Genomic DNA, 12,043 nt, shown 5'->3' on the forward strand with positions numbered 1-12,043 from the left:
TCCTCTGTCTCTGGGTCCACAAGTTCAGCTCCGCTGAACCATTCTACAATCTCTAAATAATATATCATGTTATATTCGCTTTGTGAATAGCCGCCGGACTGGAAGCCCCGTTGAACGGCATCTTCACCCTGCACCAGCACAAAAAAAGAGCGCCCCCAGCGGGGACGCCCTTATGTTGCTTTACCCTTATTTTCAGCAGTCCAAACCTTCTATACTTCCTTCATCCGGAAGTAGATCCACCCGATCAGGAAAAAGACTACAAAGCTGCCGACGACTGTAATCATCAGACTTTCAAACGGCAGGTTCAGCGCCCCGAATCCGCCTCCCTCCATCGTGCCTGCCGGCAGGGTTGCCAGAAACGGCTGCGCCCAGGGATAGTAAGGACCATAGGTGGCCGAGTTCACCACCAGCATATTCGGGATGGTGAACATCACGTTCAGCGCCAGCGGAGCCGCGAAGCTGCTCCACATAAGCGAGGCGGCCAGCTGCAGCGCCGCGAGCGGCAGGCAGGCGACCCAGCCGCCCAGCAGGCTGCGGCCGATCTCCGTCCACGGAATCGGACCGGGCAGGCCCTTCACGGCGCCGACCAGCAGCAGTGCACCGAGAAAAAGCACCTGCATGATCAGCAGCAGAGCGATAATGACCGTATACTTTGCCAGGAACACTCCGGACCGGGTCACCGGCAGCACCAGCAGCTGCTTCCACCCGCCCCCCTGATGCTCGTAGCGGCAGATGAAGGCGGCGAAGATTCCCGACATGATCGGCATGAACAGCAGCGCATGCAGCATGCTCAAGGCGCCGAGCAGCACCAGCCATGGCTGCTGCCGGCTGTCGACGTCCGACAGCAGCCCGACCAGGACGGAGACGAGCGGACTGACCAGGATAAGCAGCACGATCAGAGAGCGGGACATCTTCAGCCGTTCGGCGGATAACACCCGAAAGTAACTCAGCATCTCTAGTCCACATCCTTTCCGCGGAATTGCCCCATGCCAGCCAAATAAATGATAAATGCCAAAATGATGCCTCCACCTACCGGCAGGGCCGGAGACGCCTTTCCATAGAACGACAGCAGGGGCCAGGCCAGCGGGAACCATTCCGGGTAATTCCCCGCGAACAGCGAAGCGATGGCGGCGGTAATGCCGAGCGTGATCGGCAGCGCCTGATTTTTAAACGTCAGGGACAGCCACAGCTCCAGGGCAAACAGCGGCAGCGACGCCAGGAAAGGCACAAAGCTGAGCTTCAGAATCGTCAAATACGGAATATGGTCCGGACTGAATTTGAGGGCCAGTCCCAGGACGACGGTTCCGCAGGACAAAATCAGGCAGGATGCCGCCAGGGCAATGATCCCCAGCAGATATTTGGCCGTAAACACCGAGCCCCGCGAAATCGGTAATGCCAGCAGCTGCTTCCAGGAGTTGCTGCCATGCTCGACGTTGGCAATTTGCGAAGCGATCAGCGTCGTGCCCAGGAACAGGGCGATCGGCACGAACGAGAAGATCTCCCCGATCAATCCGGCCCACGGATCATCTTGATAGCGCTGCAGCAGGTAGTCGTACCGGAGGCCGAAATTCAGCCCCTGCATCGCCAGCAGTCCAACCGAGCCCAGAATAACGAGGAGCCAGATCCCTTTGCGGCGCATTTTCAGAAAATCGGCCGACAGCGCGCGCGCCACCATCATGAGAATCCCCCCTGCTCGATCACCTGCATGAAGATATCCTCCAGCGACCGGCGCTTCTCTTCCACCCGGTAAATCGCATGGTTGTTGTCTACGAGGCGCTTGACGAGCAGCGCCACTTCCGGATCGCTCAGCTGGTCCAGCTTGATCGCCCCGTCTTCCATCCGGCCGGTATAGCCTTGGCCGATCAGGTGAACCAGCGCCTCCTGCGGCTCCGATACGACCAGGCGGAATCCGCCTGAGGCTTGCTGCTTCAGGTTGCCGATCGTATCCTGGAACACCATTTCCCCTTCGCGGATAATACCGACGGTCCCGGCCATTTGCTCGACCTCGGAAAGAAGGTGGCTCGAGACGAGCACGGTAATCCCGTGCTGCTTCGGCATGCTGCGGATCAGCTCGCGTATTTCGTGGATCCCGGCCGGATCCAGCCCGTTGGTCGGCTCGTCCAGAATCAGCAGCTCCGGACTTCCAAGCAGAGCGGCGGCAATGCCCAGCCGCTGCTTCATCCCGAGCGAATACCCTTTGACGGGGCGCTTCGCGTCCTTCGTGAGGGACACGATGTCCAGCACTTCGTGGATGCGCGCCTTCGGCACATCGAGGATGCGGCGGATCGCCTCCAGATTTTGCACGGCCGTCAGATGGCCGTAGTTCGAAGGATATTCGACCAGCGAACCGACCTTGCGCAGAATGTTCATTTTATCCTTCCTCAAATCCTTGCCGAAAATCTGGATCGAGCCCACGGTCGGGCGAATCAGGCCGAGCAGCATCCGGATCGTCGTCGTCTTCCCGGCCCCGTTCGGTCCGAGAAAGCCGTAAATTTCCCCCTTGGCGATTTCCAAATCCAAATTGCGTACGGCATAGCGGCCGCGGTATTTTTTGTTCAAATTTCTCGTCTGTATCACGAGTTCACTCACGATCATCACCTCGATACCCATCTTACCGGGCCAAGGTTAAAAGACAGGCTGCTCCAAGTTTAAATTTCGTTTAAAACTCCATTGCCAAAATCCGCGCCAGCCTCTACCATAAATGAGAGAAACTTGTCATCTCTTGACGATTGGAGGCGTAACATTGACGGATTGCACGGTTAGGCAGATTGAAGCAGCGGATTACCGCGATATTTACGTATTGAACCAGGATTTCAACCCGGATCTGCGGTTGTTTACCGAAGACCGGGTGAAGAAGAGGATTGAAGCCATCACGGCTCAGACGAAGGATGTCATTTTTGTATGCGAGCACAATGAAGAAGTCGTCGGATACATTCACGGCAGTCCTTATGAGCTGCTCTTTTCCGACTCGCTGATCAACGTTCTGGGGTTTGTCGTAAAAAAATCGCACCGGAATCAAGGGGTCGGCAGTATGCTGATCAGCCATCTGGAGCAGTGGGGGAGAAGCCACGGGTTTTCCGGAGTCAAGCTGCTGTCGCATCCGAGCCGCGTCCAGGCCCACCGATTCTACGAACGCCGTGGATACGTGTTCACCAAGGATCAGAAAAACTTCATCAAATCCTTTAACAGCTGAAATATTCATCACGTGAAAGTATACAGAAAACCGCTCTGATTAAACTACACCCCTTGTTAGGCTTCGGCTAACAAGGGGTGTAGTTTTCTATGGTCAAAACCAAGGCTTCACTTGATCATCAGCCCCGGTTTTTCCGAGCCCGCGGGGTACAGCAGGACCCTTGTCCCCTGTGAATCGCTCTCGATCATCATGGACAGCCCCATTTCCCGCGTCAGGAAGCCGACGATCGCGAGGCCGATCCCGGCGCCCTTGCCGCCGGAAGACGACTGCATGCCCTGGCCGCGATCGGAAATGACAATGGCCGTCCTGCCCCCGGCCGCCTCCGTAGCGATGCCGATATACAATCCGGAATGAGCGTGCCTAAGCACGTTCTGGAACAGATTGTCCAGAATCCGCCGGAACCACTGGATATCGACAAGCCACCACAGCGGCTCTTCCTGCAGCGAGACATCCACTTCAAAGCCTTCCTTTTCCCACAGCGGATACCAGGCGGCCGCGCTTTCCCTCACGATCCGGAGCACGTCCGCCTGCACCGGCTGCAGGGTGTATCTGCCGCTCGTCAGGAGATTATACGACAGCAGGTTATCGATCAGCCCGCCCAAATCACCGAGCTTGGCTTCGGTCAGCTTCAGCAGCTCCTGTCCCCGATCGGACAGGGGCTCTTTTTGCAGCGTATGGACATGGCCACGGATGACGGTCAGCGGTGTACGCAGGTCATGCGACAGGTTGGCGATCAGCCGCTTGCGCAGCTCCTCCTCTTCCCGTTCGCGCTTTAAACTTCGACCCAGCTTGGCCACCATCCCGTTAAATGCGTTTTCCAGCTGTCCGATTTCATCCTCCCTTTTGACCTGGATCGGCTCCGGCAGTCCGTTCTGACCCTGCACCGTCATGGCATGCTGCAGGCTCAGCAGCCGCCTTCTCATGTTCACGAAGAACATCCATGAGACGGCGACAAAGGCCAAAAACATCAGTAGAATAAGTACATATACGAAGTAAAACGTCCGGTCTGACACCGAGTCGCTGCGGGTGCTCTGCACTTCCTTCGGCACCTCGATGACCATAAACCCCTTGCCCAGAGACTCTGCATCCCCGATAAAAGCCACCACCGTAAACTTCCCGTAGGATTCCCGGTACTTCTTCATATAGGCCATCGCATCCGACGCGCTCCACTTCTTCGGAAGATCCAGCTTGCTGCCCCCCGGCTCCCTGAAGTTGCCCTGCCCGTCAACCCAGAACACGGCAGCCTTGTCGTACTCCTGGCTAAGCTTTTTTAGCCTGGCATCGATCTGCGCCGGGGTTTTGTCCTTCAGCTGCTGGGCTTCCTGATGCCACGTTCTCTCAAGACGCAAGCCTGCGTATGGATTCTCCTGCTCCGGCTCCGAGGGAAACAGCGGATCGACGATATTCAAGTTGACGAGCTGATATCCGATCAGCGCCGCAGGAAACACCACCGGAATAAAAAGCAGCGCGATGACCATAATTAAAAGGTATCTCGACAGCAGCGAACCGCGGAACTTTCCGCTTCTGCCCGTCTTCATGCCTTGATGCGGTAGCCGACACCGCGGATCGTTTCAATGATTTCGGGCGAGGCCGGGTCACGTTCCAGCTTCTCGCGGAGATAACGGATGTGCACCATCAGCGTTTTGTCTCCGTCGAAATAAGGCTCGCCCCACACGCCCTCATAGATCTGCTCTTTGGTCAGGATCTGGCCCAAATGCCGGAGCATAAACTTGAAAATTTGATACTGCTTGCCGGTCAGGATGATCTCTTCCCCGGTCTCGCGGTTCACGATCCGGTTCTCCCGCTCGTATACCGACAAGTGCTTCAGTTCCAGCACATCGGACGCGACCGATCCCGACCGGCGGAGCAGCACTTCGATGCGGGCCGCCAGCTCGTCGGGGTGAAAAGGCTTCGTGAGGTAATCGTCGGCAAACTGCAGCCCTTCCAGCTTGTCGTCGATGGACGTCCGCGCGGACAGCATCAGAATCGGCAGCTCCGGGTACGCCTTCTTCAGCCTTTGTCCCACCGTAAATCCGTCCAGGCCCGGCAGCATGACATCGAGAATAACCAGCTTGCAGTTGGCCGCAAGCTCCGCGGCCCTTTCGCCGCTGCGCTGCCATTCCACCTGATATCCGCGTTCAGCCAGGTCCCGGCAGACCCATTCGCCGATCTCGGCGTCGTCTTCGATATATAACAATGATACGTTCAATGATATCGTTCCTTTCTGTCTGTTTCAGGCATAAGCATCCAAGGTAATTTCAATGTGATTATACCTTATTTCGCTGGAAGAGGAGGAGCGTTCACTGATCGGCCGCACAATTTTGCAGGTTGAAGCCCAGAAGGAATCATGCTATATTTTAGCTACCTGAGCACGGACGTTTCCTTAACCGATGTTCTCAGCATTCTAATTTAAAGGCTATGTTACCCTAAATGAAGGTACAACCTCGGGCTGAAGTATGTGGACCCTGGTTGTGCCTTTTTTGCGTGAGGAGGAAAATGAGATGCTGCTGGAAGCTGTGTACCACCGCCCCAAACTTAACTGGTGTTATGCCTATGACGGACATACCATCCACCTGAGAATCCGCACCAAACGAGACGACGTGACCTCGGTATCGGCCATGGCCGGCGACAAGTACATTTGGGATGAGTCGATGGAGTATATCCCGATGATCAAGCTGGTTTCCGACGAACTGTTTGATTACTGGGAATGCGAAGTGACGCCTCCCTACCGCCGGCTGAAATACGGATTTCTGCTCGAGGACGGCAAGGAAAAGTACTGGATGACCGAATACGATTTCCTTCCGGAGCCGCCAAAGACGCCGGACCGTTTGTTCGAGTATCCTTTCATCAATCCGGTCGATATTTTCACTGTGCCGGCATGGGTGAAGGACGCGGTCTTTTATCAAATTTTCCCTGAGCGCTTCGCAAACGGCGATCCGTCGCTGGATCCGAAAGGAACGCTGCCCTGGGGCGGCGAGCCTGAGCGGGACAACTTCTTCGGCGGGGATCTGCAGGGGGTGCTTGACCACCTGGATCATTTAAGCGAGCTGGGCATCAATGCGATTTATTTTACGCCGATTTTCAAGGCGACGACCAACCATAAATACGATACCGAGGATTACTTAACGATCGACCCCCAATTCGGGGATATGGAGCTGCTGAAGAAGGCCGTGGCCGCCTGCCACGAGCGGGGCATCCGCGTGCTGCTGGATGCGGTGTTCAACCACTCCGGCCGGACGTTCGCCCCTTTCCTGGACCTTCGGGAAAAAGGAGAGCAGTCGCGCTATAAAGACTGGTTCCACATCCGCAAGTTCCCAATCGGCGTGGAAGACGGCGTACCGAGCTACGACACGTTTGCTTTTGAACCGCTCATGCCGAAATTGAATACCGAAAACCCTGAAGTGAAGGAATACCTCCTGAAGGTCGCGGAGTACTGGATCAAGGAAGCCGACATCGACGGCTGGCGCCTGGACGTGGCTAACGAGGTCGACCATCAGTTCTGGCGCGAGTTCCGCCAGGTCGTAAAACAGGCTAAACCGGACGCCTATATTCTCGGCGAAATCTGGCACGAGTCCTCACCTTGGCTGCAGGGAGACCAGTTCGACGCCGTCATGAACTATCCGTTCACCAACGCGGCGCTCGACTTCTTCGTCGATGGAATTACGGACGCCGAAGGATTCGCCAATGCGATCGGCAAGCAGCTCTCCCGCTATCCGCGCCAGGCGAACGAAGTGGCGTTCAACCTGCTGGACAGCCATGATACGCCGCGCCTGCTGACCAAATGCAAAGGGAACAAAGATAAAATGAAGCTGGCCGCCCAGTTCCAGTTCACGTTCCCCGGAACCCCGTGCATTTTCTACGGGGATGAGGTCGGCCTCAGCGGCGGTCAGGACCCGGAATGCCGCCAGTGCATGCAGTGGGATTCCGCCAAGCAGGACCAGGACCTGCTGGCGTTCTATAAGGACCTGATCGCTCTGCGCCATCAGTACGGCGCGCTCCGCACCGGAAGACTGACGTTCCTGTCCGCGGAGGAAGGAAGCACGCAGCTGGCTTACTCCCGCGAGGACGAGAACGACAAGATCGTCATTCTCATGAACAATTCGGCCCAAGAGGACACCCTCACGGTCGACGTGGAGGAATCAAGCTGGACGGATATTCGCACAGGCCAAACCGCGTCTGCCCGCCAGGGCAAGCTTGAAGTAAAGCTGCCGGCATACGGCTGCGCCATGCTTAAAGCGGACAAATAAGAAGCAAGGGCCCCCAGGTTTCGTACCTGGGGGCCCTTATTTTTCTCCATATGCTTAGTTTTACACAAAGTTACGCGTATCGTTATTTCTGCCGAACTTGTAGGTCGCGATGAGGAAAAATACCACCGCGAAGGCAAACAGGATCGACAGGTTAAACCATACGCCGGCGAAGCCTTCGCCGGACTGCAGCTTCTCGATCGACTGCAGCACCCAGTTCTGGGGCAGGAAGTCGGACACCCGGCGGATTGCATCCGGCATGATGCTGATCGGGAAGAAGCAGCCGGAGAGCAGGCAGGTCGGCGTAACGATCAGGTTCGAAAGTGCGCCGGCCATGGCGGTGCTCTTCGAGAAGGCCACAATCACCAGGGAGATGCTCACCGATACCAAGGAGAACAGCAGCAGGATGCCGAACATCTGCGCCACCGGCATGCCCGGATCGATCCGGAACACGACGCGCATGAAGAACAGGACGATCACGATCTGCGCCAGCATGACGATCAGATTCATCAAGATGTTGGCCATGACGTACGTCCTGGCGTTAATCGGCGAAGACAGCACCCGGAAGTACGTTCGGTTCTCCCGGTTTTTCAGAATGAGCTCCGACAAGCTCACTGCCGAGGTCATCATAAACATCAGCAGAAAGCCGATGGACTGGTAGGACATCTCCTTCGTGGTCGACGTGTCATTGACAGACTCGGAGGTGACCTTGAAGTCCGCCGAACGGTAGCGGTCATACAGCTGCTGGAACTTCGCGTCGTTCCCGGCCGAAATTCTGCCCATGGCCGCCACGTTGTCGATATATCCGTACAGCATAGATTTCATATACGCCGTTACCTGGGCGCCCTTCACCGACTGAATCGCGATATGGTCCGGGCTGCCGCTCCGAACGCTCTCCGAGTAGCCGGACTCGATGATCAGCCCGCTGTCGAGATCGCTTGCGGCAAGCTGATCCTGCAGCTCCTGCTGCGTCACGTTCACGACCTTGACATGGTCCAGACCTTGAACAAACTGAACCGTATCGGCTGCGATGGTTTGCCCGTCATCCCCGTTGACTACGCCTACCCGAAGCTCCGTTGCTCCCTGCGATCCATAGAGCAGCAGGGAAGCCAAGATGCCGGCGATCGGCAGCCCGAAGTACAGAATCATCGTGCTGCGTTTGCGAAATGTGGCCCGGAGTGTCCGGATCACCAAAAACCAGATATCCTTCCACATGTTACAATCCCTCCCTGCGTCTCATGACGGCAATGGATGCGCCCAGAAACAGTATGGCAAACCCGATATACAGTCCCACCGCCGGCCAGGCAGCGGATACGTCGTTTCCATAAATCACCTGGGTCAATCCATGATTTCCCCAGCGGATCGGAGACAGATTCACGAGAAATCCCATAATGCCTCCCCCGGCTTCGTCCCCGATCGGAAAGTACGCTCCCCCAAAGAAGGACATCAGCTGAACGATCAGAGAGATAATGCCCCGCGATGCGCTGCCTTTGAGCAGATAACTGAAGGCAAGGCCCAGGCTCAGCGCCATGATGACTTCCGACAGCAGCACGATCAGGACGATGCCCATATGCTCTCCCCAATACGCCTTGAAGACGTACTTGCTGAAGACGATAATGACGATCACGAACAGAAAGTTGGTCACGATGCCGCCCAGCACCTTGCCGGCAAATATCTCGCTTTTGCGTACCGGCGCCGTCACCAGCCGCACCGCCGTTCCGCGCCCGATCTCTCTTTGGATCAGCCCCCCGGCCGGCATGGCCGCCCACAGGCCAACCATTACCGTCAGGGCCAGCGCGTAGTAATCGATCGACCCCGGCGTCCGGTTCGCGTTGATCGACAGTTCCTTGATGTAATCTGACCCGGCTCCGCCAGCAAACACCGCCTGAACCTGTGCAGGCTCGGTCTGCGCAACCGCCGCAGCCGCATTGTACTTATCGGCAAAGGACGTCAGCATCCCTTGCACAATATTGCTCTCAATCGTACTGCGGCTGCTGCCGTAGAGGGAAATCCCCTGCCCGCTCAGCTCCACATAATCCACGTAGCGGTTGTTCTCCACTTCGGTACGGCCGTTCTTCCCCGCCGGGAGCGAATCGAACGTGATCCCCGACTTTCCGGCCTCCTTGGTAAAGGCAGCAAACGCTTCGGACAGCTGTCCTCCTCCGGTGGTGTCCTTCACGACCACCTTCAGGTCACCGACGCTCAAGTCGCCGCTGAATGCGTTCGTCAGAGCAAGGCCTAGAATCAGCATCAGAATGATCGGAAAGCCAAGCATAAAAATCAGTGTGCGCCGATCCCGGAAATCCTGTTTGATTTCTTTAAATGCAATCGATAAAATATTCACCTCATGAACCTCCTCCCCGCTTAAGCGATTAATCCCGTAAATTTCTTCCGGTCAAGGTCAGAAACACCGTCTCCAGATTGGGCTCCTTTTCTTCCACCGAGCGGATTTCCATCCCGTCATCCATGAGCTGCTTCAGGATCCGGTTCAGGTTGTCGACCGCCGCGTCGCTGTGAATCCGGATCACATTCTCTTCCTGCAGCACCGTCCGCACGCCCGGAATCGCTTTGAGCACCCCTGCCGCCGCAGGCTGCGCCGATTTCACTTCGATGCGGATGTCTTTCACGTCGGTAATCGTTGACTTCAGCTGCTCCTTCGTGCCCTCGGCGATGATTTTGCCATGATCTACAATGGCGATCCGCGAGCAGATTTCCTCGACTTCTTCCATATAGTGACTCGTATAAATAATCGTGCAGCCCGATTCATTCAAATTCCGCACCGAGGTCAGGATATAGTTCCGCGACTGGGGATCGATGCCGACCGTCGGCTCATCCATAATAATAAGCTTCGGCTTATGAGCGATCGCGCAGGCGATGTTCAAGCGCCGCTTCATCCCGCCTGAGAAGTTCTTCGGCAGGCTCTTCGCCTTGTCGCTGAGGCCGACAAATTCGAGCGCTTCTTCCGTCCGTTCTTTGAGCTGGGTGCCGCGCAGACCGTACAATCCGGCAAAGAAGCTCACGTTCTCATAGGCTGTCATATCTTCATAGATCGCCAGATCCTGCGGCACGATGCCCAGGTTCAGCTTGGCGAACCGGCTCTGCTTCGTGATGTCACGGTCCAAAATCCGGATTTCCCCGCTGCTCGGGCGCAGCAGTGACGATACCATATTGATTGTTGTGCTTTTGCCGGCGCCGTTGGCCCCGAGAAAGCCGAAGATTTCCCCTTCCCTTACCGTCAGCGACATATTGTCCACGGCGACGAATTCGCCGAATTTTTTGGTCAGCCCCCGAATATCGAGCACGTTCATTTCATCCCACTCCGTTTCGTTGTCCTTTTAACAGATCGACAGGGCGGCATGCATCTCGCCCGCTCCATCTGTCTTGATGCTCTTATCTTAATAAAAAAGGATGACCTTATGTCAGTGCATAAGTTCATCCTTGATCCATGAGAAAATTCATGTCTTTGCCGTGGGGGCATGACCTGTCATATGAGATTTATCATTCCCTGCCGTACGGAATCAGCGTGGTGACCGTGAAGCCCTGGGAGCCGTCGGCGATGACCGTCCCGTTCACGGATGCCGTCCGCTCTTCCATGCCGATCAGGCCCAGACCTTTAACGATCTTGGACGAGCCCTGGCCGTTATCGGAGACGACCGCTTTGATGAAGCGGTTCAGCACGCGGATTTCCACATGCGCCGACGTAGCCCCGGAATACTTGGCGCTGTTGGTCAGCGCCTCGGTCACATTTTCATAGATGATCTTCCATTGGAGAGGGGTGATGATTTCCATGTTCCCGTCATGAACGACAGAGGTCATCATCCCCGTTTTGCCGCTAAAGGCTTCAACCGCCGTTTTCAGGCGGCTCAGTCCGAGCTGTTCCACCGGGGGTTTGTTATTCTTTAGCGTAACACGGATTTCCTCGATGGCCTCCTTCGAGATGCCGATGGCGTTCTGAAGGAGACTCTCTGCGGTATGGGGGTCGCTGTGCAGCAGCCGCTTGGTGGCCTCCATTTGGATCAGGGCCCCGGTCATGGCATGCCCGATCCCGTCATGAATCTGCTGGGTAAGCCGGCTGCGTTCCTCCAGCTTGACCATATATTCCGAGGCCCTGGCGAAGTCCCTGTTTTCGTTCAAGCTCCGGGCCAGCCGGTGCATATCCTTGCGTATTAGCTCGTTTTCGTCTTCCTGGCGGACGATCCTGCCCATATACTGCCGGACCAGCACATAATTGAAATAGCTCAGCGCGGCCACGAACATATACAGAACCATCATCGAATCCCGCAGGAAGATCAGCGGAATGAGGATGACGAGGAGAACGACCCCGTTCTTCCGGGGATAAAAGGTGGCCAGCTCATAACACCCGAAGGGCAGCAGCAGCGTGAAAAAGGGATGATACACCGCGCAGCCGATCAAAAACAGCTCGATCAGCACGATGGCGCCCTGCTTCAGCCGGCTGCCCTTCACGATATGGAGCATCAGATTCAGCGCCGAGTAAATGAGAAACAGCAGCACGATCCACGGGTCCGGTTGGGCTGCTGTAAAATAGGTGGCGATCACGACAAAGAGCAGCAGTATCGTTTTGTTGCCGACAGTCCACAGTTCCATA

General features: G+C 56.2%; 11 protein-coding genes. 2 read left to right on the forward strand and 9 right to left on the reverse strand.

What is annotated here, in order from left to right:
* Positions 1–209: 209 nt before the first annotated feature.
* Genes GCU45_RS14545 through GCU45_RS14555 form a run of 3 tightly spaced genes read right to left on the reverse strand, consistent with a single transcriptional unit; the run spans position 210 to position 2,595 of the window.
* Complete coding sequence (locus tag GCU45_RS14545; RefSeq protein ID WP_089549184.1) at positions 210–953, reverse strand: ABC transporter permease; 744 nt, start codon at positions 951–953, stop codon at positions 210–212.
* A gap of 2 nt (positions 954–955) precedes the next feature.
* Positions 956–1,675 (reverse strand): ABC transporter permease, encoded by a 720-nt coding sequence (locus GCU45_RS14550; protein ID WP_152403084.1) that lies wholly within the window; start codon positions 1,673–1,675, stop codon positions 956–958.
* Positions 1,675–2,595 (reverse strand): ABC transporter ATP-binding protein, encoded by a 921-nt coding sequence (locus GCU45_RS14555; protein WP_425281294.1) that lies wholly within the window; start codon positions 2,593–2,595, stop codon positions 1,675–1,677. The genes GCU45_RS14550 and GCU45_RS14555 overlap by 1 nt, the downstream gene beginning before the upstream one ends.
* Positions 2,596–2,743: 148 nt before the next feature.
* Here GCU45_RS14555 and GCU45_RS14560 point away from each other — a divergent pair, with 148 nt between their 5' ends.
* Positions 2,744–3,193 carry a GNAT family N-acetyltransferase gene (locus tag GCU45_RS14560; protein ID WP_208837129.1) on the forward strand — a complete coding sequence of 150 codons (450 nt, stop codon included), beginning with the start codon at positions 2,744–2,746 and terminating at the stop codon, positions 3,191–3,193.
* A 107-nt stretch (positions 3,194–3,300) separates the two neighbouring features.
* On the opposite strand, the gene GCU45_RS14565 is transcribed toward GCU45_RS14560, so the two are convergent.
* Both GCU45_RS14565 and GCU45_RS14570 read right to left on the reverse strand, forming a co-directional pair.
* Entirely contained in the window at positions 3,301–4,731 is a 1,431-nt protein-coding gene (locus GCU45_RS14565; protein WP_152399449.1) for a HAMP domain-containing sensor histidine kinase, read from the reverse strand.
* Positions 4,728–5,402: a response regulator transcription factor gene (locus GCU45_RS14570; protein ID WP_105445760.1), complete on the reverse strand. Its 675-nt coding sequence runs from the start codon at positions 5,400–5,402 to the stop codon at positions 4,728–4,730. The genes GCU45_RS14565 and GCU45_RS14570 overlap by 4 nt, the downstream gene beginning before the upstream one ends.
* Positions 5,403–5,694: 292 nt before the next feature.
* Between GCU45_RS14570 and GCU45_RS14575 the strand changes: the two genes are divergently transcribed.
* Positions 5,695–7,440, forward strand: coding sequence for an alpha-glycosidase (locus GCU45_RS14575; RefSeq protein ID WP_152399450.1), 1,746 nt, complete (start codon positions 5,695–5,697; stop codon positions 7,438–7,440).
* Positions 7,441–7,500: 60 nt separating this feature from the next.
* On the opposite strand, the gene GCU45_RS14580 is transcribed toward GCU45_RS14575, so the two are convergent.
* The 4 genes from GCU45_RS14580 to GCU45_RS14595 all read right to left on the reverse strand — a co-directional run bounded on the left by GCU45_RS14580 (position 7,501) and on the right by GCU45_RS14595 (position 12,042).
* Positions 7,501–8,652 carry an ABC transporter permease gene (locus GCU45_RS14580; protein ID WP_152399451.1) on the reverse strand — a complete coding sequence of 384 codons (1,152 nt, stop codon included), beginning with the start codon at positions 8,650–8,652 and terminating at the stop codon, positions 7,501–7,503.
* 1 nt (position 8,653) lies between these two features.
* Positions 8,654–9,781 (reverse strand): ABC transporter permease, encoded by a 1,128-nt coding sequence (locus GCU45_RS14585; protein ID WP_152399452.1) that lies wholly within the window; start codon positions 9,779–9,781, stop codon positions 8,654–8,656.
* Between the two features lie 28 nt (positions 9,782–9,809).
* Positions 9,810–10,745 carry an ABC transporter ATP-binding protein gene (locus tag GCU45_RS14590; protein WP_152399453.1) on the reverse strand — a complete coding sequence of 312 codons (936 nt, stop codon included), beginning with the start codon at positions 10,743–10,745 and terminating at the stop codon, positions 9,810–9,812.
* Positions 10,746–10,935: 190 nt separating this feature from the next.
* Complete coding sequence (locus tag GCU45_RS14595) at positions 10,936–12,042, reverse strand: sensor histidine kinase (RefSeq protein WP_152399454.1); 1,107 nt, start codon at positions 12,040–12,042, stop codon at positions 10,936–10,938.
* Position 12,043: the final 1 nt, after the last annotated feature.

It is taken from the genome of Paenibacillus cellulositrophicus, from assembly GCF_009363095.1.
GTDB lineage: Bacteria > Bacillota > Bacilli > Paenibacillales > Paenibacillaceae > Paenibacillus_AQ > Paenibacillus_AQ favisporus.

Coding starts and splice junctions, on each gene's coding strand:
- GCU45_RS14595 (WP_152399454.1), bottom strand. CDS start 12,042: ATGGAACTGTGGACTGTCGGCAACAAAACGATACTGCTGCTCTTTGTC.
- GCU45_RS14555 (WP_425281294.1), bottom strand. CDS start 2,595: ATGATCGTGAGTGAACTCGTGATACAGACGAGAAATTTGAACAAAAAA.
- GCU45_RS14575 (WP_152399450.1), top strand. CDS start 5,695: ATGCTGCTGGAAGCTGTGTACCACCGCCCCAAACTTAACTGGTGTTAT.
- GCU45_RS14580 (WP_152399451.1), bottom strand. CDS start 8,652: ATGTGGAAGGATATCTGGTTTTTGGTGATCCGGACACTCCGGGCCACA.
- GCU45_RS14550 (WP_152403084.1), bottom strand. CDS start 1,675: ATGGTGGCGCGCGCGCTGTCGGCCGATTTTCTGAAAATGCGCCGCAAA.
- GCU45_RS14565 (WP_152399449.1), bottom strand. CDS start 4,731: ATGAAGACGGGCAGAAGCGGAAAGTTCCGCGGTTCGCTGCTGTCGAGA.
- GCU45_RS14590 (WP_152399453.1), bottom strand. CDS start 10,745: ATGAACGTGCTCGATATTCGGGGGCTGACCAAAAAATTCGGCGAATTC.
- GCU45_RS14545 (WP_089549184.1), bottom strand. CDS start 953: ATGCTGAGTTACTTTCGGGTGTTATCCGCCGAACGGCTGAAGATGTCC.